This is a genomic window from Bradyrhizobium sp. CCBAU 11430 (assembly GCF_028128855.1).
Taxonomy (GTDB): Bacteria; Pseudomonadota; Alphaproteobacteria; order Rhizobiales; family Xanthobacteraceae; genus Bradyrhizobium; species Bradyrhizobium ottawaense.
Genome location: NZ_LBJV01000007.1, coordinates 641,548 through 660,670 on the forward strand (window position 1 = coordinate 641,548; position 19,123 = coordinate 660,670).

Genomic DNA, 19,123 nt, shown 5'->3' on the forward strand with positions numbered 1-19,123 from the left:
TTACGCGCCCCGCGAATCCTTTCCGGCCGGCGCGCCCTCTTGATGGTCGAGGCAATTTGCCTCGGCTCAACTCGGAGGATGCGATGGCATTTTACAGGAAGAACATCGGCGGCTTGCACCAGACAGTGCGGATCGCCTCGGGAGTCGCGGTGGTGGTTGCGGCATCCGTTTATCTGGCCGGCCCGACGGCGTGGCTGGTCGCGCTGGGTGGCGCCGGCTTCGCGCTGACCGGCCTTGTCGGCTATTGCCCGATGTGCGCGATGGCGGGGATCGGGCGAGGAGGGGTGTCGTGAGTGCGGCGGCGATCTCGCCGAACCTGTTCGAAGCGGCGCGGCTCGGCGATCCCCACGCGATCGCCTCGCTGCTCGAGACGGCGCAGCCGGATATCCGCCGCTACGCCCGCGCGACCTGCCGCAGCTCGGCGGATGCCGAGGATGCGGCGCAGGAGGCGCTGTGGATCCTGTTCCGCCACGTCGGCACGATCCGCTCGCTGCTGGCGTTTTCGGCCTGGCTGTTCAGCGTGGTCCGCCGCGAATGCCTGCGGTTGGCGCGCAAAGCAGGCCTCGCGCGGCCTATCGATGAGAGCGAGGCGGAAGCGCTGCTGCTGACGCGCCCTGAAGCCGATCTGCGACTCGACGTGGCTGCGGCCTTCGAGGCACTGCCGCCGCATTATCGCGACGTCGCGCTGATGCGCGACGTCAAGGAAATGACCATCGAGGAAATCGCCGTCGCGCTCGGCGCGTCCCGGCAGACCGTAAAGGCCCGGCTGCACCGCGCTCGCGCCCTGATGCGCGAATATCTGACGAGATGAAACGTGAGCGCTGTTCCTGCAACATCGAGGTGGCAGCTTGGGGTGAACGAACTTCGGCAGCGGCGGCGTCGCGCGCGTGAATAACTATCTCGGCATCGACGGATTTCGTTTCGGCTGGGTCGCGGCCTGGATCGGCGAGCGCGGCGATCATGGCTTCGACTATTCGCCGGGCCTGACGCGTTTGCTCGCGTTGCCGCATGTGCGTGCGATGATCGACATGCCGATCGGATTGAATCCGGCCGGCTATCGCCTGTGCGACCTGCGCGCGCGCGAGCTGATTGGCCCCGCCGTGTTTCTCGGTGCGCGCCGCGATCTCTGGACGTTCACCGACATGGCCGAGGCCAACCGTTACTACTGGGCGCATGAAGGCAAGGGCAGGGGCGTGTCAGCGCAGCTCTGGAATATCAGGGACAAGATCAGGGAGGTCGACGAGATCATGACTCCGGCGCGGCAGGCAACGACCGGCGAAGCGCATCCGGAATTGGTGTTCTGGAATCTCGCAGGGCGAGTCCGGCTTGCGAAGAAGGCATCCGCGCTCGGCCGCAAGCAGCGCGTCGCGCTGCTGGCGCAACGCGGCTTTACGCGCTTGCCGAAATGGCTGACGCAGCGACATGGCACCGGCATCGGCCGCGACGATCTCATCGACGCCTGTGCCTGCGCCATCGCGGCGCGCGACAGCACGCAACGTGTCGGCTGGGAGGAGACCGATCCGCGCGGACTGCGTATGGAGATCAATTATTGAGGCTGCCAGCCCATGAGATGGAAATCGGGAAAAAGTGGCAATTTATTTGACCTATGCAGGAACTGTCGATGGCGGGTCCGCGTTCCCCGTGTGGACCGATGACAGAGAAGCTCGTGCGATGAGGGATGTCAGTCAATTCGCGACCGCGATGCTTGCGCTCGTCTTCACCGGCGCACTGCTCGTCACCGGGCAGCTCTTCATCAAGCAGCGCGCCCAGCGCGATGTGATTTACGCCACCAGTCATTTGCTGCGGCCCTTGTGACCTCATCCCCGTGCGGGAAATGATGTGACCGCTCGACCTTGCGTCGTTCGTCCGCTCGCCTAGATTAGGCGGCATCGCATGAGCGAAGCTGGAGTCCCGATGTCTGATCTGTCCGCCTTTCCCGTAACCAAACGCTGGCCGGCCAAACATCCCGAGTTGCTCCAGCTCTATTCGCTGCCGACGCCGAACGGCGTCAAGGTCTCGATCATGCTGGAGGAGATCGGACTTCCGTACGAGGTCCATCTCGTCGATTTCGGCAAGGACGACCAGAAGACGACTGAATTTCTCTCGCTCAATCCGAATGGCAAGATCCCGGCGATCCTCGACCCCAACGGTCCCGGAGGCAGGCCGCTGCCGCTGTTCGAGTCCGGGGCGATCCTGCAATACCTCGCCGAGAAGACCGGCAAGCTTCTGCCGGAGGATGCCGCGCGCCGCTACCAGACCATCCAGTGGGTGCACTTCCAGATGGGCGGCATCGGGCCGATGTTCGGCCAGGTCGGCTTCTTCCACAAATTCGCCGGCAAGGATTTTGAGGACAAGCGGCCCCTTGACCGCTACGTCGCCGAAGCCAAGCGCCTGCTCGGCGTGATGGAGACGCATCTTTCGGGACGGCAATGGTTCATGGATGACGACTACACCATCGCCGACATCTCCATGCTCGGCTGGGTGCGCAATCTCATCGGCTTCTACGGTGCCGGCGAGCTCGTCGAATTCACCCAGTTCAAATCGGTCGGTGCCTGGCTCGAACGGGGCCTCGCGCGTCCGGCGGTGCAGCGCGGGCTGAACATTCCGCCGCGGCCGTAAGATCAGGTCAGCGCCTTGTACGTCATGTAGAGCGCCATCAGCGAGACGAAGGCGATCATGACCCGGCGCAGCACCGATTTGCTGACGCCATTGGCCAGGCGTGCGCCGAGATCGGTGCCGATCCAGAGGCCGGCCAGAATACCTGTGATGGCCGGCCAGCCGACCATCAGGCCCTTGCTCCAGTAGATCCAGGCCGCCGGCAGGTTGGTCGGGATGACCGAGAAAACGAGGCTGACGAGCTGCGCCTGATGCTGCGGCACGCGCAGGCCCGCAGCAAGGCCGACCGTGATGGCCAGGCCCCCGCCGATGCCCATGAAGCCGGAGGAAAATCCGGCGAGCAGGCCGATGAGCAGCAGGGGTAGCCGGGGCTGCTGGTCCTGGTCGTCGGCCTCACGGCCGCCGTCCTTGCGATCGCGGCGCAGGATCAGCAGGGCGATCAGCGCGGCGAGATAGATGACATAAGTCCATTGCAAGACCCGGTCGGAAACCGCCGCCGCGGCGTAACCGCCGCCGGCACCGCCGACGAGAAATCCGATGCCGATCCAGACGATCCACGGCCAGGGGCTGCGATTGCCGCTCCGCCAATAGCGGCGCGCGCCGGCGAGGCCCGTCGGCGGAATCTGGGTGATCAGCGAGGTGCCCTGCGCGACGTGTTGTTCGGCCCCAAACAGCAGCACGCTGAAGATCACGAGCCCGCCACCCGGGCTCGTTCCCATCAAGCCCGACGTCAATCCGCTGACCAGGCCGACGCCGGCGCCAGCGAGCAGGTCGTGGATTCCTGACATCGCTTACGTCCTGGTTCGCCGCTTGATGTCAGGCCTGGTCGTGCGACAGCCGTCGATCACCCCGGCCACCGCCGCCATGCAGGCCTCGACGTCGAAATCCTCGCCCCAGCATTTTTGCAGCACAAAACCCTGGAAGATCGCGATCAGCACGCGTGCGATCGCTTCGGCACCGAGGTCGCGCCTGATCAGGCCGTCATGCTGGCCGCGCTCGACCAGCGCCACGATCAGCGCGCGCGGCATGTCGATGCCTTCGACGACGCTGGTGCGGACGCGGCGGTTGCGCAGGGCTTCGGCCCAGCCGTGGATGCCGACACGGCGGCGCGGTTCGCCGGCGGGGTCGGTCAGCCATTGCGCGTAGACGCGGATCAGCGCGTGAAGCCCTTCGATCGGATCGCCGGATCCTTGCGCGACCGAATTGAGCACGGCTTCGCGCCGATGCCGGTCGTCGGCGAGTGCCTCGATCAGATCGTCCTTGCTCTGGAAGTAGAGATAAACCGCGCCGTGGCTCAGTCCGGAGCGTTTCACGATGTCGGCCATGCCGGTCTGGTGAAAACCGTCTTCGGAGAAGCAGGCGAGGGCAGCTTCGAGAATTTGCTGCCGCCGACTTTCGCGCTGCTTGTCGCTGATCTTGGGCATCTCGCCGTCCTTAAATAACTGACAGGTCGATCGTTTTACCGTTGATCCCAATTGGGCAGAACATAAGTGGACCGTAATAAAAAACGATCAGTCAGTCATTTTTAATGCAGAAGAGGATTTTGGTCAAGTCTGGCTGGTCTGGGGGCCTGGCAGGAGAAGGATGATGTCGTTGCGAATGCGTCGACAGAGGCGACGCTGCACTCGATCGCGCGCGGCTAGAACAGCCGTCCGCCGTTCGGCACCGGCCTGCTGGGCTGCACCAGCACGACCTTGCCGTCGGCATCGGGGAAGCCGAGCGTCAGCACCTCGGAGATGACGGGTCCGATCTGGCGCGGCGGGAAATTGACGACGGCCGCGACCTGTTGTCCCACCAGCGTCTCGAGCGGATGGTTCTCGGTGATCTGCGCCGAGCTCTTGCGCACGCCGATCACCGGGCCGAAGTCGATCCACAGCCGAAAGGCCGGCTTGCGCGCCTCTGGAAACGGTTTCGCATCGACGATGGTGCCGACGCGTATATCGACCGCGAGGAAGCTGTTGAAGTCGATGGTCGGCGTGGCGGCGGCTGCGGGATCGTGGGTGACGTGCATGGGATGTCCGTTCGGCGAGTTGGCGTCGTTCGCAATATTGTCGCGCGAGGCGGAGTTTCGTACAACGCTGCGAACATCACGTACGCCATGCGCGAGGAACATCTTGCCCAACACCATCTACGGCATCAAGAACTGCGACACCATGAAGAAGGCGCGCGCCTGGCTCGACTCCCATGGCGTCGCATATGAATTTCACGACTACAAGACAGCGGGCGTGGACAAGGACAAGCTCAAGCACTGGAGCGACAAGGTCGGCTGGGAGACTCTGCTCAATCGCGCCGGCACGACGTTCAGGAAGCTGCCCGATTCCGACAAGGATGGCGTCACCGAGAAGAAGGCGCTGGCGCTGATGCTAGCGCAACCATCGATGATCAAGCGGCCGGTGCTCGAGATCGGCGGCAAGCTGCTGGTCGGCTTCAAGCCGGACATCTATGCCAAGGAAGTCGGAGCCAGGACGCGTTAGAGTCTAGTTCAGCTCGATGATCTCGTTGGTGACGCGGGAGCCGGCTGGTCCGCGAACTCGACGACGTCGGCCGTTGCGATGCGGCCAGGCGCGCGATGGAAGAGATCGCGATCGATCACGGCGCGCAGTTTCGGGCGCGGCAGCGCGTCATTTCCGCGCATCAGATTCTTGATCTCGAAGCCGCCGTCCTCGCAGAAGGTCTTGACCGAGGCGATGACGTGGCAGACTTGGCCGCCCGTCTGGAAAGGTAGCAGCAGCCGTTCATACGCGACGATGCGTCCGTAGATGTCGTCGACATCGGCAACGCTGTAGACGGGCAGCCCGCGTGCCACGCATTCATAGTAAACCGGCATCACGAAGGGGGCGAGCCGCGGCCCGAGATAATCGTCGAGCAGAACGCCCTTGCCGGTATGTCCATAGGCGCGGGAGATGCGCGTGTTTTCGCTCTGGATGGTGAGGCGCGGCGCCGGCGTCGAAACGTCCACCGTATAATAGATGAGATCGGACAGCTCTTCCTCGAGCCGCGCAGGCTGATATTCCCAGACCGCCGGCGCGATCTGCTGGCGCGCATAAAGTCGCAGCCACGTGTTCAGGAGATCACGCTGCCTGATCGACTTGACGACGGACGGAGCGGCGCTTGCGAAATCCAAAACAATAATCCCGGAACGTCAAAACCAGCACATGATGTCTCCTGCGGGAAAATTTTCTATGAAGGCTGGCGCGCCGGACGAAAGACCGTTAACGACGGCTTGATGACCGGTGTCTTGCGAACCGGGAGGCCGGGCAGGCACGACATCAAAACATCTCCGACTAAGGGAGCATTTGTATCCCAGCCGGAGACCTGATCTGCTCAGCTTTCCGCCTTGCCTAACCCCCGTCACCTCCGGCATATTCCGCGCCCGGAGACGGCGTTCCGGATGGGCTCCAAGGATAGGCTCCAAGGCCCCCGGAAAGCCGAAGCAACAAGGATAGCCACGCGGCTCGCGCGGGCAGGGGGAAATCTGTTTGGCCGATGAGTTTATTCTCGAAACGGAAGGCTTGACCAAGGAGTTCGCGGGCTTCTTCGCCGTCCGTGACGTTGCGCTCAGGGTTCGCCGTGGGAGCATTCATGCGTTGATCGGCCCGAACGGGGCCGGCAAGACGACCTGCTTCAATCTTCTGACCAAGTTCCTGAAACCGTCCGCAGGAAAAATCCTCTACAAGGGGCAGGACATCACCGCGATGGCGCCGGCCGACGTGGCCCGCATGGGGCTGGTCCGTTCGTTCCAGATTTCGGCGGTGTTTCCGCATCTCACGGCGCTGGAGAACGTCCGTGTCGCGCTTCAGCGTCAGCACGGCTCTTCGTTCGATTTCTGGCGCTCCAAGTCGGTGCTCAACCGCTTCAACGATCGCGCGCGCGAATTGTTGAACGATGTCGGCCTGAACGAGTTTGCCAACACTCCCGCGGTCGAGATGCCCTATGGACGCAAGCGTGCACTGGAGATCGCAACCACGCTCGCGCTCGACCCGGAGATGATGCTGCTGGACGAGCCGATGGCGGGCATGGGCCACGAGGACATCGACAAGATCGCGGCGCTGATCAAGCGCATCTCGGCGAAATACACCATCCTGATGGTGGAGCATAACTTAAGCGTCGTGGCCAACCTGTCCGACATCATCACCGTGCTGACGCGCGGCCAGGTGCTCGCGCAGGGCCATTACTCGGAGCTCACCAAGGACGAGCGCGTCAAGGAAGCCTATCTGGGAGCCGGTCATGCCTGACACTGCGATCGCCGAGGCTCCGGCCAAGGCTGCGACCGGCGGAAACATCCTTCAAATCCGCAACCTGGAAGCCTGGTACGGCGAGTCTCACATCCTGCACGGGATCAACTTCGACGTGAACGCGGGCGAGGTCGTCACCCTGCTCGGGCGTAACGGCGCCGGTAAGACGACCACGCTGAAGTCGATCATGGGCATCATCGGCAAGCGTAACGGCTCGGTGAAGTTCAACAACCAGGAGATCATCCGCGCGACCTCCGACAAGATCGCGCGCATGGGCATCGCATTCTGCCCGGAAGAGCGGGGCATATTCTCCAGTCTCGATGTGCGGGAGAATTTGATGCTGCCGCCGGTGGTCCGCGCAGGCGGGCTGCCGCTCGATCAGATCTTCGATCTGTTCCCGAACCTGAAGGAGCGGCTCAACAGCCAGGGCACCAAGCTGTCCGGTGGCGAGCAGCAGATGCTCGCGATCGCGCGCATCCTGCGCACCGGCGCGAGCTTCCTGATGCTGGACGAGCCGACCGAGGGCCTGGCGCCGGTCATCATCCAGCAGATCGGCCACACCATCGCGCGGCTCAAGAAGGAGGGGTTCACGATCCTCCTGGTCGAGCAGAATTTCCGCTTCGCATCCACCGTCGCCGACCGCTACTACGTGGTCGAGCACGGCAAGATCATTGACGGATTTTCCAATGCGGATCTTGCCGCGAACATGGACAAGCTCCACACCTATTTGGGTGTCTAGAACTGCCAACGAGAAAATTCAAAAAGGAAAGTTGCATGAAGACGAAGTCGATTGCATCATTGCTGCTGACCACCGCGCTCACCTTCGCCGTAACAGGCGTCGCCTCCGCGCAGGACAAGACCGTCAAGATCGGCGCGCTGTCCGATCAGTCCGGCCTCTACGCCGACCTCGGCGGTCCCGGCTCGACGCTTGCCGCACAGATGGCCGTTGAGGATTCCGGCCTGGCGGCGAAGGGCTGGAAGATCGACATCATCTCCGGCGATCACCAGAACAAACCCGACATCGGCACCGCGATCGCGCGGCAGTGGTTCGACGTCGACAAGGTCGACATCATCGTGGACGTGCCGAATTCCGGCGTGGCGCTCGCCGTCAACAACGTCATCAAGGAAAAGAACGGCGTCTACATCAATTCGGGCGCGGCGACCTCGGATCTCAGCAACGCGCAGTGCTCCCCCAACACCGTGCATTGGACCTACGATACCTACATGCTGGCCCATACCACCGGCCAGGCGCTGGTGAAGGCCGGCGGCGACACCTGGTTCTTCCTGACCGCCGACTATGCCTTTGGTGCGGCGCTCGAGCGCGACACCACGGCGGTCGTCACCGCCAACGGCGGCAAGGTGGTCGGCGGCGTCAAGCATCCGCTGAACACGCCCGACTTCTCGTCATTCCTGCTCCAGGCGCAGTCATCCAAGGCAAAGATCATCGGTCTTGCCAATGCCGGCGGCGACACCACCAACACGATCAAGCAGGCTGCCGAGTTCGGCATCGGCAAGGGCGGCCAGAAGCTCGCGGCGCTGCTGCTCTTCCTCACCGACGTCAAGGCGATCGGGCTGGAGACGGCGCAGGGCCTCAACTTCACCGAGACTTTCTACTGGGACATGAACGACCAGACCCGGGCGTTCTCGAAGCGCTTCGCTGACAGGATGAAGAACAACGCACCGCCCACCATGGTGCAGGCCGGCGTCTATTCGGGCGTGCGTCACTATCTCAAGGCGCTGGAAGCGCTCGGCGGCAATCCCCATGACGGCGTCAAGGTCGTCGAGAAGATGAAGTCGATGCCGACGGAGGACGATCTGTTCGGCAAGGGCGAGATCCAGCCCAACGGCCGCACCATCCACAACGCCTATCTGTTCGAGGTGAAGAAGCCCTCCGAATCCAAGGGGCCGTGGGACTTCTACAAGCTGGTCGGCACGGTGCCGGGCGATCAGGCTTTCACGCCGCTGTCCGAGAGCAAGTGCGCGCTCTTGAAGAAGTAAGATAACCGCCCGCAGGCCATCAGGCCCGCGGGCGACTTTCAGGGAACGCCGAAGGGACCGGGTGCGGGATCGATGCAGGCTCTATACGCTCAGCTACTGGTGGGACTGATCAACGGCTCGTTCTACGCGCTGCTCAGTCTCGGGCTTGCCGTGATTTTCGGCATGCTCAACATCATCAATTTCGCCCATGGCGCGCTCTACATGATGGGCGCCTTCGTTGCTTATTTCCTGTTGAGCCTCGGCGGCATCAACTACTGGTGGGCGCTGCTGATCGCACCCGTGATCGTCGGCATCTTCGGCATGATCCTGGAAAGGACCATGCTGCAATGGCTGACCGGGCTCGACCATCTCTACGGCCTGCTCCTGACCTTCGGCATCGCGCTGATCGTGCAGGGCGTGTTCCAGAACTATTTCGGCTCCTCCGGTCTGCCTTACGCCATTCCGGACCAGCTCAAGGGCGGCATGAATCTGGGCTTCATGTTCTTGCCGATCTATCGCGGCTGGGTGGTCGTGTTCTCGCTGGTCGTGTGTCTGGCGACCTGGTTCCTGATCGAGAAGACCCAGCTCGGCGCTTACCTGCGCGCCGCCACCGAAAATCCGACGTTGGTGCGCGCCTTCGGCATCAACGTGCCGCGCATGATCACGCTGACCTATGGTCTCGGCGTCGGCCTTGCCGCGCTCGCGGGCGTGCTCTCGGCGCCGATCAACCAGGTGCGGCCGCTGATGGGCGCCGACCTCATCATCGTCGTGTTCGCGGTGGTCGTGATCGGCGGCATGGGTTCGATCATGGGCTCCATCATCACCGGCTTCGCGCTGGGCGTGATCGAGGGTCTGACCAAGTATTTCTATCCCGAGGCCTCCAACACCGTCGTGTTCGTGCTGATGGTGCTGGTGCTCTTGGTGAAGCCAACGGGATTGACGGGAAGGGCGGCCTGATATGACAACCCTGACGGACGACACGCTGCCGGTGACCCCTCGCGCGATGCGCGACGAGATGATCGCTTTCGTCGTGATGGCGCTGCTGCTGGCGTCGGTGCCATTCACGGGCGTCTACCCGTTCTTCGTGATGCAGGCGCTGTGCTTTGCGCTGCTCGCCTGCGCCTTCAATCTGCTGATCGGCTATGGCGGCCTGTTGTCGTTCGGCCACGCCATGTTCCTGGGTACCGCCGGCTATTGCTGCGCGCATGCGCTGAAAGTGTGGGCGCTGCCGCCCGAGCTCGGCATCCTCGTCGGCATCGCCGCGGCTTTCGTGCTCTCGCTCATCACCGGCTACATCTCGATCCGCCGCCAGGGCATCTATTTCTCGATGATCACGCTGGCGCTGTCGCAGCTGCTGTACTTCATCTACCTCCAGGCCCCGTTCACCCACGGCGAGGACGGCATCCAGGGCATCCCACAGGGACACATGTTCGGCGTGTTCGATCTGTCCAAGCCGACGGTGCTTTATTACGTCGTGCTGGTGGGGTTCCTCGCCGGCTTCCTGCTGATCTTCCGTGTCATCAACTCGCCGTTCGGCGAGGTGCTGAAGGCGATCCGGGAGAATGAACCGCGGGCGATTTCGCTCGGCTACCGGACCGACCAGTACAAGTTCCTGGCCTTCGTGCTGTCGGGAACCCTAGCCGGTTTTGCCGGTGCGCTGAAGGTGTTCGTGGCGCAGAACGCCTCGCTCACCGACGTCCATTGGTCGATGTCGGGCGAGGTCGTGCTGATGACGCTGGTTGGCGGCCTTGGAACCATCTTCGGCCCCGTGGTCGGTGCGTTCGCGATCATCGCCATGCAGCAATATCTCGCCGGCTTCGGCCAGTGGGTGACGGTAATCCAGGGCTCGATCTTCGTAATCTGCGTGCTCACCTTCCGCCGCGGCGTCATCGGCGAAATCGCGCATTACTTCCGGCGATCGCTCTAAGTAGCTGATTCAAAAGTGTTTTACTGCCCGCCTGAAAGCGGTGGATGATCCGGCTCCGCGGGCGTGAGATGACACGCGCGCGGATCGAAAATGGTCTATGACAGTTTCATGACGGCCCGACAGGGCCGGGCCATTTCCAACCGGTAGCCTACCCCCATGATGCGATGGTTTCGTGCTTTCCTTCCCAAGGAAGAACGGTTCTTTGACCTGTTCGACCGGCATGCCCAGACGGTGATCCAGGGCTCCATCGCGCTCCAGGGTATGCTGAACGGGGGCGAGGAGACGCCGGTCTATTGCCAGCGCGTCAACCAGTTCGAGAATGATGCCGACAACATCACCCGAGAGGTGCTGACGGCGGTGCGCCGCACCTTCATCACCCCGTTCGACCGCGGCGACATCAAGAACCTGATCACGTCGATGGACGACGCCATCGACCAGATGCAGCAGACGGCCAAGGCGGTGATGCTGTTCGAGGTCCGCACCTTCGAGCCGCCCATGCGCGAGATCGGCGGGCTTCTGATCGAATGCGCCAATCTGGTCGGCCGCGCGCTGCCGCTGATGCAGTCGATCGGCCCGAATGTCGCCATGCTGACCGCGATCACGGAGGAGCTCGGCAAGCTCGAGGGCCGCGTCGACGATCTCCACGACATCGGCTTGAAGGAGCTGTTCCTCAAGCATCGCGACGGCAATGCGATGGACTTCATCGTCGGCGTCGAGATCTACGACCACCTCGAGAAGGTGGCGGATCGCTTCGACGACGTTGCGAACGAGATCAACAGCATCGTCATCGAGCAAGTTTAGGACAGGCCGCTGTGGATGCCGCGTTGGGTCTTCCCGTCCTGGTCGGCTTGATCGCCGTCGCGCTGCTGTTCGATTTCCTGAACGGCCTGCACGATGCCGCCAATTCGATCGCGACCATTGTCTCGACCCGCGTGCTGCGACCGCAATTCGCGGTATTCTGGGCCGCGTTCTTCAATTTCGTCGCCTTCATGGTGTTCGGCCTGCACGTTGCCCAGACCATCGGCACCGGCATCATCGATCCCTCGATCGTCGATGCCCAGGTGATCTTCGCGGCCCTGGTCGGCGCCATCGTCTGGAACCTCGTGACCTGGGCGCTCGGCATCCCGTCCTCGTCGTCGCATGCGCTGATCGGCGGGCTCGTCGGCGGCGGCATGGCCAAGGCCGGGATCTCGGCTGCGGTGTGGAGCGGATTGACCAAGACGGTGCTGGCGATCGTGCTGTCGCCGCTGATCGGCTTCCTGCTCGCGATGATGCTGGTGGCGATCGTGTCCTGGGCCTCGGTGCGCTCGACGCCTTTCGCGGTCGATCGCGCCTTCCGTATCCTGCAATTCGCCTCCGCCTCGCTCTATTCGCTCGGCCATGGCGGTAACGATGCGCAGAAGACCATGGGCATCATCGCGGTGCTGCTCTATTCGCAGGGCCATCTGGGCAGCGACTTCTCGGTGCCGTTCTGGGTGGTGCTGTCCTGCCAGGCGGCGATGGCGCTGGGCACCCTGATGGGCGGCTGGCGCATCGTCCGCACCATGGGCCTGCGCATCACCAAATTGACCCCGATGCAGGGCTTTTGCGCCGAGACCGGCGGGGCCGCGACTTTGTTCATGGCAACCTATCTCGGGGTTCCCGTCTCCACCACGCACACCATCACCGGCGCCATCGTCGGCGTCGGTGCCGCCCGCCGCGTCTCGGCGGTGCGCTGGAACGTTGCCAGCTCGATCGTCTACGCCTGGGTGATCACGATCCCGGCCTCGGCCATCGTGGCGGCGCTGACCTGGTGGGCGGTCAAGGTCTTCGTCAAGTAACGAGCTTCAGCCCGACGATCCCGGCGACGATCAGCCCGATGCTGGCAAGACGGAGGGCCGTGGCCGGCTCGCCGAACAGGATGATGCCCAGTGTTGCGGTGCCGACCGCGCCGATGCCGGTCCAGACCGCATAGGCGGTTCCAACGGGCAGGGATTTGAGCGCGAGCCCGAGCAGGATGACGCTGCCGGCCATGGCCACGAGCGTGACGACGGACGGAACAAGCCTGGTAAAGCCCTCGGTGTATTTCAGGCCGATCGCCCAGGTGATCTCGAGAAGGCCCGCGACGAACAGGATGCTCCAGGCCATGACGACCCTCCATTCAAGGCAGGGTCGTCCCCGCGGCTAACGTGCTGATGGGCTGGGGAGGCCGTCCTCCCCCAAGGCCAGTATGGCCAAGGCCGATATGGGGCTGGCCGGGGGGCTCCGCAATCACCAAATGAGGCTTGATCAGGCCCGTTTTCCCTGCCACACGCTCCCGCCATGTCCGACATCGCCATCACCACAGCCGAATCGCCGGCCCGTTCCCCGCTTGCCGCCGAAGTGGCGCGGCGGCGCACGTTTGCGATCATCTCCCATCCCGACGCCGGCAAGACCACGCTGACCGAAAAGCTGCTGCTGTTCGGCGGCGCCATCAATCTCGCCGGCCAGGTCAAGGCCAAGGGCGAGCGGCGCAACACGCGATCGGACTGGATGAAGATCGAGCGCGAGCGCGGCATCTCGGTCGTGACCTCGGTGATGACCTTCGAGTTCGAGGGCCTCGTGTTCAACCTCCTGGACACGCCGGGCCACGAGGACTTTTCGGAAGATACCTATCGCACCCTCACGGCGGTCGATTCCGCCGTGATGGTGATCGACGCCGCCAAGGGCATCGAGGCGCGCACCCGAAAGCTGTTCGAGGTGTGTCGTCTTCGGGATATCCCGATCATCACCTTCATCAACAAGATGGATCGCGAGAGCCGCGACGTGTTCGAGCTGCTCGACGAGATCGAGAAGACGCTGGCGCTCGACACCACGCCGATGACTTGGCCGGTCGGACGCGGCCGCGACTTCCTCGGCACCTACGACGTCGTCAATGGCGGCGTGCGCCTGCTCGAAGGCGGCGGCGCCAAGACCGGCGCGGCGCAGCAGATCGAGATCGCCGAGCTCGCCAAGCTCAACGCCAATCTCGACGTCTCCGCGGTCAAGGACGAGCTCGAGCTCGTCACCGAAGCGTCAAAACCGTTCGAGCTCGACGCGTTCCGCGAGGGCCACCTGACGCCGGTCTATTTCGGCAGCGCGCTGCGCAATTTCGGCGTCGGCGATCTCCTGGAAGGCCTTGGCAAGTTCGCGCCCGAGCCGCGCGCGCAGGACAGCGACCAGCGCAAGGTCGAGGCCACCGATCCGCGCATGAGCGCCTTCGTGTTCAAGATCCAGGCCAATATGGATCCGAACCACCGCGACCGCATCGCCTTTGCGCGCCTCTGCTCGGGCAAGCTCAGCCGCGGCATGAAGGCCAAGCTGGTGCGCACCGGCAAGAGCATGCCGCTGTCGAGCCCGCAATTCTTCTTCGCGCAGGACCGCTCGGTCGCGGATGAAGCCTTCGCTGGCGACGTCGTCGGCATTCCCAATCACGGCACGCTGCGCATCGGCGACACGCTGACCGAAGGCGAGGATTTCAACTTCGTCGGGGTGCCGAGCTTTGCGCCGGAAATCGTTCGCCGCGTCCGTCTCACCGACGCGATGAAGGCTAAGAAGCTGAAGGAAGCGCTGCAGCAGATGTCGGAAGAGGGCGTGGTGCAGGTGTTCCGCCCGCGCGACGGAGCGCCGGCGCTGGTGGGTGTCGTCGGCGCGCTGCAGCTCGACGTGCTGAAGGCGCGGCTGGAGGCGGAGTATTCGCTGCCGGTCGAATTCGAGGTCAGCGAATTCCAGCTCGCGCGCTGGGTCTCCTCGGAGGACCGCAAGAAGCTCGACACCTTCATCGCCGCCAATACCTCCAGCATCGCCGACGACGTCGACGGCGATCCCGTGTATCTGGCGAGGAACGAATTCTATCTCGGCTACACCAAGGAGCGCGCCGAGGGCATCGAGTTCACCAACGTCAAGGACGTCAAGAAGAAGGGGTAGGGCGGCGCCTCATCTTGCGCGCGAGCATGTGAACCCGCGCGGGCTTGACGCGTGCATGGACGATGCCACTTTTGTCGAAGTGACATCGCGAACTCGCATCATGTGGCGCGGCATCCTCGTTTTCATCCTATTGGCGATCTCTACGATCGCTGCCGACGCGAGGCCGCGGCAGATCAATCCGATCCCGTTCGCGCACGAGCCCTGCAGCGTGCTCGACGGCCGCCCCTGCACGCCGTCCTATTGCAGCCCGCTCGAGCCCGGTCCCTGCATTCCCGAGATCGACTATCCCTACGGCCAGAATCTCCAGCTCACCATCCAAAGCGTCCCATCAGAGGCCGATCGCGCCAAATACCAAAAGCCCGATCACGATCTCGACACGATCGGCGACCTCTTCGCCGAGTTGCGTAGCTGCTGGTCGCCGCCATCGGACAATGCGCGCGCGGGCATGCAGATGTCGGTGCGTTTCAGCTTCAACAGGGCCGGAGGCCTGATCGGCCCGCCGCGCCTCACATTCGCGACCGCCGGCGTCCCCGCCGACACCCGCACGACCTATCTGAAGGCGATCAACGCATCGCTGAATGCCTGCCTGCCGCTGAAATTCACTGGCGGGCTCGCCGGCGCCCTGGCCGGACGGCCGATCGCGATCCGGTATGTCGACAATCGGCAGGTCGCTCAGTAGCGCGCGAGTTGCGACCCGCGGCCAATCGATGATACGCCATTGGCGGGGGCTGCTTTACGGGGGAGGATGTCGTGGGTCTGCTGGTCATGATCCTGGGGCTTGCGCTGTTTTTTGCGACCCATGTGTTCACCACCAAACGTGAGGCGCGCGCGCAGGCAATCGCAAGGCTGGGCGAGGGGACCTACAAGATTCTCTATGCCGTGGTCTCGCTCGCGGGGCTCGCGTTGATCATCTGGGGTTTTGCCCACTACCGCAGCTCCGGCTGGATCGACGTCTGGTATCCGCCGAAGGCGATGAAGCACATCACGCTCGCGCTGATGCTGCCCGCGGTCATCCTGGTGGTCGCCTCTTACCTGCGCGGCCGCATCTACGCGACGCTGAAGCATCCGATGCTGGCCGGCATCAAGCTGTGGGCGGCGGCGCATCTGCTCGCCAACGGCGATCTCGGCTCCATCATCCTGTTCGGCTCGTTCCTGGGCTGGGCGGTATACGACCGCATTTCGCTCAAGCATCGCACCGATAGCGGTGGCCCGCCGATCCCGGTGGGCGGCGTCAGCAATGATCTGATTGCGATCGTCGTCGGCGTCGTCGCCTATCTCGCGCTGGCCTTCGCGTTCCATCCGGTCGTGATCGGTGTTCCCGTGATCGGGGTCTAGCCGGTCAGCACAAGACGAAACCCGATGTCCATGCGCGGAAGGCAATAAGAGCAACAAGCCGAGGGCCCTTCGATGGACTGGTCGCAATCTCAGATCCCGCCGATGCGGTTCGAGGCGCGCTTTGGCGATCGGGTGGTGCCGGCCTTTTGCGACCGGCCGGCGAGCGTGTGGGAGATGATCGCGCAAGCCCGCGCCCGCAATGCCGATGGCGAGGCGCTGATCGCAGGCAATGTCCGGCTGAGCTGGCGGCAGGCCGTGGAGCAGGCAGCGCAGATCGCCGCGGGCTTCCGCAAGCTTGGCCTGCAGCGCGGCGACCGCGTCGCGATCCTGCTCGGCAACCGCATCGCATTTCCGCTGCTGCTGTTTGCCGCCGCGCATGAGGGGCTGGTCACGGTGCTGCTCAGCACGCGCCAGCAGAAGCCGGAGATCGCCTATGTCCTCGCCGATTGCGGCGCCAGGATCCTGATCCACGAAGCAGGGCTCGCAGAGCGGCTGCCCGATGCGCAGGAGGTGCCCGATGTGATCCATCGCATCGCCGTCGACGACGATCCGGCTCGCTCGCGCTTCGCCGCGCTCGCCGACAATCCGCCGGCGCCAGCGCCGGTCGAGGTGAGCGAAGAGGACACGGCGATGATCCTCTACACCTCGGGCACCACAGGCAAGCCGAAGGGCGCGATGCTGGCCCATTGCAACATCGTCCATTCCTCGATGGTGTTCGCGTCCTGCCTGCAATTGACGCAGGCGGATCGCTCGATCGCGGCAGTACCTCTCGGCCATGTCACCGGCGTCGTCGCCAACATCACGACCATGATCCGCTGTGGCGGAGCGCTGATCATCATGCCGGAGTTCAAGGCCGCCGATTACCTCAAACTCGCCGCGCGCGAGCGGGTCACCTACACGGTGATGGTGCCGGCGATGTACAATCTCTGCCTGCTGCAGCCCGATTTCGACGGCTACGATCTGTCGAGCTGGCGCATCGGCGGCTTCGGCGGCGCGCCGATGCCGGTCGCGACCATCGAGAAGCTCAAGGCGACGATTCCCGGACTGAAGCTGATGAACTGCTACGGTTCGACCGAGACGACGTCGCCTTCGACGATCATGCCGGGCGAGTTGACCGAGAGCCACATCGACAGCGTCGGCCTGCCGTGTCCCGGCGCGCGCATCGTCGCGATGGATCCGGATGGGCGCGAGCTGCCCCATGGCGAGATCGGCGAGCTCTGGATCCAGAGCGCCTCCGTCATCAAGGGCTATTGGAACAACCCGAAGGCCACCGCCGAAAGCTTCACCAGCGGATTCTGGCACTCCGGCGATCTCGGCTCGGTCGATGCGGAAGGGTTCGTCCGCGTGTTCGACCGGCAGAAGGACATGATCAATCGCGGCGGCCTGAAGATCTATTCGGCCGAGGTCGAATCCGTGCTGGCCGGCCATCCCGCGGTGATCGAGAGCGCGATCATCGCCAAGGCCTGCCCGGTGCTGGGCGAGCGTGTCCACGCCGTGGTGGTGACACGCAGCCCGGTCGCCGACAGCGACTTACGGGCTTGGTGCGCCGAGCGTCTGTCCGACTACAAGGTTCCCGAGACCATGGCGATCACGCCGGACCCGCTGCCGCGCAATGCCAACGGCAAGGTGCTGAAGCGGCAGCTCCGGGAGCTCCTGGGCGCTTGAGCCGGGCAGGCGCCATCCGGGCTCTCCCGGGTGGTTAACGCCTTGATCGGGCTCGCTTTGCCTTGCCAGCGCCATATCGTTAGGGTACCTCGCCGCCACGTGGGGGACGGGATTCCTGACGCGAACGCTTCCGCGCGCGTACCCGGATGGGCATGGGATTAGCATAAGTGTCTGAATTATTTAACGAAGTCGACGAGGAAGTACGTCGCGAACAGCTCAAGAAGCTGTGGGATAGATATTCGATCTACTTCATCGCCCTGATGGTGCTGGTTGTGGCCGGCGTCGGCGGCTGGCGCGGGTATCAATATCTGGAGGCCAGGAAGGCCGCCGAGGCCGGCGCCGCCTTCGAGAGGGCCGCAGAGCTGTCCGACCAGGACAAGCATGCCGAGGCCGAGGCCGCCTTCACCGAACTCGCCGCCAAGGCGCCGTCGGGCTATCGCACCCTGGCGCGGCTGCGTGCCGCGGCCGAGGCGGCGCCCCGCGACGCCAAGGCTGCCGCCAAGATGTATGACGACATCGCTGCCGACCGCAGCGTCGGCGGTGAGTGGCAGGATCTGGCCAAGGTCCGCGCCGCCGGCCTGCTGCTCGACAGCGCGTCCTATGCCGACATGCAGCAGCGGCTCGAGCCTTCCGCAGCGCCCAAATCGACCTTCCGCCACAGTGCCCGCGAGATGCTGGCGCTGTCGGCCTGGCGCAACAACGACATGACCGCGGCCCGCAAATGGCTCGACGCGATTAGCGAGGACGGCGAAACGCCGCCCGGCCTGCGCTCGCGCGCCGAGGCGCTCCAGGCCCTGCTTCCGCCCGTCGCCAAGAGCTGAGCAAAAAGAGCTGACGACGGGCCCTCTGACGTAAACGAGACACACAAGATGCGCCGTACGCCACGCTTGATCGCAGCCGCCGTCCTGATCGCCTTCACGGGTGTCCTGGGCGGCTGCTCCAGCTTCGATCCAAGCGACATGCTCGACTTCCTCGACACCAAGAAGAAGCTGCCGGGTGACCGCAAGCCGGTCTTCCCGGAGGGCGTGCCGGGCCTCGAGCAGGGCGTCCCGAAGGACATGTACAAGGGCGCTCAGCAGCAGCCCGATCCGAACGCACCTGCCGTCGCGGCTTTGCCCGCCGAGCCGCCGCCCGAGGCCAAGCCGGCGAAGGGAGCCCACGCAAAGAAGACAAGGCAGCCGGCCGCCGCAGCCGTCGCGCCCGCGGAGGCGCCCGCCGGCGAAGTTGACGGCGAGGCCCAGCCGGAGGCGGCGCCGGCCACGGCCGCTCCGCCGCCCAAGCACAAGATCGTCCGCAAGCGCACCACCGCACCGCCGCCAGATCAGCCGGTCCAGCAGGCGCAACCGACCCAGACCACGCAGCAGCAGACGCAGGGCGGCTTCCCGGCGCCGCTGCCGAGCGGCAGCTTCTCGCGCTAATAATTCCACCTGCATTGACAGGCGCA

General features: G+C 64.1%; 23 protein-coding genes and 1 pseudogene. 19 read left to right on the top strand and 5 right to left on the bottom strand.

From position 1 onward, the window contains the following. The first annotated feature begins 83 nt into the window (after positions 1-83). The 5 genes from XI04_RS07740 to XI04_RS07760 all read left to right on the top strand — a co-directional run bounded on the left by XI04_RS07740 (position 84) and on the right by XI04_RS07760 (position 2,619). Positions 84-293: a YgaP family membrane protein gene (locus tag XI04_RS07740; RefSeq protein WP_271593475.1), complete on the top strand. Its 210-nt coding sequence runs from the start codon at positions 84-86 to the stop codon at positions 291-293. Continuing rightward, the gene (locus XI04_RS07745) at positions 290-811 is read left to right on the top strand and encodes an RNA polymerase sigma factor (protein ID WP_028145074.1); all 522 of its coding nucleotides are present in this window, start codon (positions 290-292) and stop codon (positions 809-811) included. Before XI04_RS07740 ends, XI04_RS07745 begins: the two co-directional genes overlap by 4 nt. A 76-nt stretch (positions 812-887) precedes the next feature. Then, positions 888-1,553, top strand: a complete 666-nt coding sequence (locus XI04_RS07750) for a DUF429 domain-containing protein (RefSeq protein WP_271608176.1) — start codon at positions 888-890, stop codon at positions 1,551-1,553. Between the two features lie 34 nt (positions 1,554-1,587). Then, positions 1,588-1,815 (top strand): hypothetical protein, encoded by a 228-nt coding sequence (locus XI04_RS07755; RefSeq protein ID WP_271608175.1) that lies wholly within the window; start codon positions 1,588-1,590, stop codon positions 1,813-1,815. Positions 1,816-1,914: 99 nt separating this feature from the next. After that, positions 1,915-2,619 (top strand): glutathione S-transferase family protein, encoded by a 705-nt coding sequence (locus tag XI04_RS07760; protein ID WP_271608174.1) that lies wholly within the window; start codon positions 1,915-1,917, stop codon positions 2,617-2,619. Positions 2,620-2,621: 2 nt separating this feature from the next. On the opposite strand, the gene XI04_RS07765 is transcribed toward XI04_RS07760, so the two are convergent. The 3 genes from XI04_RS07765 to XI04_RS07775 all read right to left on the bottom strand — a co-directional run bounded on the left by XI04_RS07765 (position 2,622) and on the right by XI04_RS07775 (position 4,627). Then, positions 2,622-3,404, bottom strand: a complete 783-nt coding sequence (locus XI04_RS07765; protein ID WP_271608173.1) for a sulfite exporter TauE/SafE family protein — start codon at positions 3,402-3,404, stop codon at positions 2,622-2,624. A 3-nt stretch (positions 3,405-3,407) separates the two neighbouring features. Next, positions 3,408-4,040, bottom strand: coding sequence for a TetR/AcrR family transcriptional regulator (locus tag XI04_RS07770; protein ID WP_028145070.1), 633 nt, complete (start codon positions 4,038-4,040; stop codon positions 3,408-3,410). Positions 4,041-4,255: 215 nt separating this feature from the next. After that, positions 4,256-4,627 carry a tRNA-binding protein gene (locus XI04_RS07775; protein ID WP_038946480.1) on the bottom strand — a complete coding sequence of 124 codons (372 nt, stop codon included), beginning with the start codon at positions 4,625-4,627 and terminating at the stop codon, positions 4,256-4,258. Between the two features lie 103 nt (positions 4,628-4,730). On the opposite strand from XI04_RS07775, the gene XI04_RS07780 reads away from it, so the two are divergent. Next, a complete protein-coding gene (locus tag XI04_RS07780; RefSeq protein WP_038946481.1) occupies positions 4,731-5,090 on the top strand; it encodes an ArsC family reductase in 360 nt (119 codons plus the stop codon). A gap of 3 nt (positions 5,091-5,093) precedes the next feature. Here XI04_RS07780 and XI04_RS07785 read toward each other — a convergent pair. After that, positions 5,094-5,740, bottom strand: a pseudogene (locus tag XI04_RS07785) (hypothetical protein). A 355-nt stretch (positions 5,741-6,095) separates the two neighbouring features. Between XI04_RS07785 and XI04_RS07790 the strand changes: the two are divergent. From XI04_RS07790 to XI04_RS07820, 7 genes are all read left to right on the top strand, one after another. Further along, on the top strand, positions 6,096-6,851 hold the full coding sequence (locus tag XI04_RS07790) for an ABC transporter ATP-binding protein (RefSeq protein ID WP_038946482.1): 756 nt from the start codon (positions 6,096-6,098) through the stop codon (positions 6,849-6,851). After that, on the top strand, positions 6,844-7,590 hold the full coding sequence (locus XI04_RS07795) for an ABC transporter ATP-binding protein (RefSeq protein WP_271608171.1): 747 nt from the start codon (positions 6,844-6,846) through the stop codon (positions 7,588-7,590). The genes XI04_RS07790 and XI04_RS07795 overlap by 8 nt, the downstream gene beginning before the upstream one ends. Positions 7,591-7,625: 35 nt before the next feature. Next, positions 7,626-8,849, top strand: coding sequence for an ABC transporter substrate-binding protein (locus XI04_RS07800; RefSeq protein ID WP_028145065.1), 1,224 nt, complete (start codon positions 7,626-7,628; stop codon positions 8,847-8,849). Between the two features lie 72 nt (positions 8,850-8,921). Further along, a complete protein-coding gene (locus tag XI04_RS07805; RefSeq protein ID WP_018317616.1) occupies positions 8,922-9,785 on the top strand; it encodes a branched-chain amino acid ABC transporter permease in 864 nt (287 codons plus the stop codon). Position 9,786: 1 nt separating this feature from the next. Continuing rightward, complete coding sequence (locus tag XI04_RS07810) at positions 9,787-10,755, top strand: branched-chain amino acid ABC transporter permease (protein ID WP_028145064.1); 969 nt, start codon at positions 9,787-9,789, stop codon at positions 10,753-10,755. Positions 10,756-10,911: 156 nt separating this feature from the next. Beyond that, positions 10,912-11,556 carry a DUF47 domain-containing protein gene (locus tag XI04_RS07815; RefSeq protein ID WP_018317614.1) on the top strand — a complete coding sequence of 215 codons (645 nt, stop codon included), beginning with the start codon at positions 10,912-10,914 and terminating at the stop codon, positions 11,554-11,556. Positions 11,557-11,567: 11 nt separating this feature from the next. Continuing rightward, positions 11,568-12,575: an inorganic phosphate transporter gene (locus XI04_RS07820; RefSeq protein WP_271608170.1), complete on the top strand. Its 1,008-nt coding sequence runs from the start codon at positions 11,568-11,570 to the stop codon at positions 12,573-12,575. On the opposite strand, the gene sugE is transcribed toward XI04_RS07820, so the two are convergent. Beyond that, the gene (gene sugE, locus XI04_RS07825) at positions 12,568-12,882 is read right to left on the bottom strand and encodes a quaternary ammonium compound efflux SMR transporter SugE (RefSeq protein ID WP_028145062.1); all 315 of its coding nucleotides are present in this window, start codon (positions 12,880-12,882) and stop codon (positions 12,568-12,570) included. The genes XI04_RS07820 and sugE overlap by 8 nt on opposite strands. A 174-nt stretch (positions 12,883-13,056) precedes the next feature. On the opposite strand from sugE, the gene XI04_RS07830 reads away from it, so the two are divergent. The 6 genes from XI04_RS07830 (at position 13,057) to XI04_RS07855 (ending at position 19,097) form a co-directional block, all read left to right on the top strand. Continuing rightward, positions 13,057-14,679, top strand: coding sequence for a peptide chain release factor 3 (locus tag XI04_RS07830; RefSeq protein WP_038946486.1), 1,623 nt, complete (start codon positions 13,057-13,059; stop codon positions 14,677-14,679). 100 nt (positions 14,680-14,779) lie between these two features. Beyond that, positions 14,780-15,358, top strand: a complete 579-nt coding sequence (locus XI04_RS07835; RefSeq protein WP_028145060.1) for a hypothetical protein — start codon at positions 14,780-14,782, stop codon at positions 15,356-15,358. Positions 15,359-15,429: 71 nt separating this feature from the next. Beyond that, the gene (locus XI04_RS07840; protein ID WP_028145059.1) at positions 15,430-16,014 is read left to right on the top strand and encodes an NnrU family protein; all 585 of its coding nucleotides are present in this window, start codon (positions 15,430-15,432) and stop codon (positions 16,012-16,014) included. A 72-nt stretch (positions 16,015-16,086) separates the two neighbouring features. Further along, positions 16,087-17,679, top strand: a complete 1,593-nt coding sequence (locus tag XI04_RS07845) for a class I adenylate-forming enzyme family protein (protein WP_028145058.1) — start codon at positions 16,087-16,089, stop codon at positions 17,677-17,679. Positions 17,680-17,846: 167 nt separating this feature from the next. Further along, on the top strand, positions 17,847-18,500 hold the full coding sequence (locus tag XI04_RS07850) for a tetratricopeptide repeat protein (RefSeq protein ID WP_028145057.1): 654 nt from the start codon (positions 17,847-17,849) through the stop codon (positions 18,498-18,500). Between the two features lie 48 nt (positions 18,501-18,548). Continuing rightward, positions 18,549-19,097 carry a hypothetical protein gene (locus XI04_RS07855; RefSeq protein WP_028145056.1) on the top strand — a complete coding sequence of 183 codons (549 nt, stop codon included), beginning with the start codon at positions 18,549-18,551 and terminating at the stop codon, positions 19,095-19,097. The last annotated feature ends 26 nt before the right edge of the window (positions 19,098-19,123 follow it).

What these genes read in the sequence shown, in the direction of transcription:
- XI04_RS07740 (WP_271593475.1), top strand. Translation starts at nt 84, where the DNA reads ATGGCATTTTACAGGAAGAACATCGGCGGCTTGCACCAGACAGTGCGG.
- XI04_RS07760 (WP_271608174.1), top strand. Translation starts at nt 1,915, where the DNA reads ATGTCTGATCTGTCCGCCTTTCCCGTAACCAAACGCTGGCCGGCCAAA.
- XI04_RS07765 (WP_271608173.1), bottom strand. Translation starts at nt 3,404, where the DNA reads ATGTCAGGAATCCACGACCTGCTCGCTGGCGCCGGCGTCGGCCTGGTC.
- XI04_RS07770 (WP_028145070.1), bottom strand. Translation starts at nt 4,040, where the DNA reads ATGCCCAAGATCAGCGACAAGCAGCGCGAAAGTCGGCGGCAGCAAATT.
- XI04_RS07775 (WP_038946480.1), bottom strand. Translation starts at nt 4,627, where the DNA reads ATGCACGTCACCCACGATCCCGCAGCCGCCGCCACGCCGACCATCGAC.
- XI04_RS07795 (WP_271608171.1), top strand. Translation starts at nt 6,844, where the DNA reads ATGCCTGACACTGCGATCGCCGAGGCTCCGGCCAAGGCTGCGACCGGC.
- XI04_RS07800 (WP_028145065.1), top strand. Translation starts at nt 7,626, where the DNA reads ATGAAGACGAAGTCGATTGCATCATTGCTGCTGACCACCGCGCTCACC.
- XI04_RS07805 (WP_018317616.1), top strand. Translation starts at nt 8,922, where the DNA reads ATGCAGGCTCTATACGCTCAGCTACTGGTGGGACTGATCAACGGCTCG.
- XI04_RS07810 (WP_028145064.1), top strand. Translation starts at nt 9,787, where the DNA reads ATGACAACCCTGACGGACGACACGCTGCCGGTGACCCCTCGCGCGATG.
- XI04_RS07815 (WP_018317614.1), top strand. Translation starts at nt 10,912, where the DNA reads ATGATGCGATGGTTTCGTGCTTTCCTTCCCAAGGAAGAACGGTTCTTT.
- sugE (WP_028145062.1), bottom strand. Translation starts at nt 12,882, where the DNA reads ATGGCCTGGAGCATCCTGTTCGTCGCGGGCCTTCTCGAGATCACCTGG.
- XI04_RS07830 (WP_038946486.1), top strand. Translation starts at nt 13,057, where the DNA reads ATGTCCGACATCGCCATCACCACAGCCGAATCGCCGGCCCGTTCCCCG.
- XI04_RS07835 (WP_028145060.1), top strand. Translation starts at nt 14,780, where the DNA reads ATGTGGCGCGGCATCCTCGTTTTCATCCTATTGGCGATCTCTACGATC.
- XI04_RS07845 (WP_028145058.1), top strand. Translation starts at nt 16,087, where the DNA reads ATGGACTGGTCGCAATCTCAGATCCCGCCGATGCGGTTCGAGGCGCGC.
- XI04_RS07855 (WP_028145056.1), top strand. Translation starts at nt 18,549, where the DNA reads ATGCGCCGTACGCCACGCTTGATCGCAGCCGCCGTCCTGATCGCCTTC.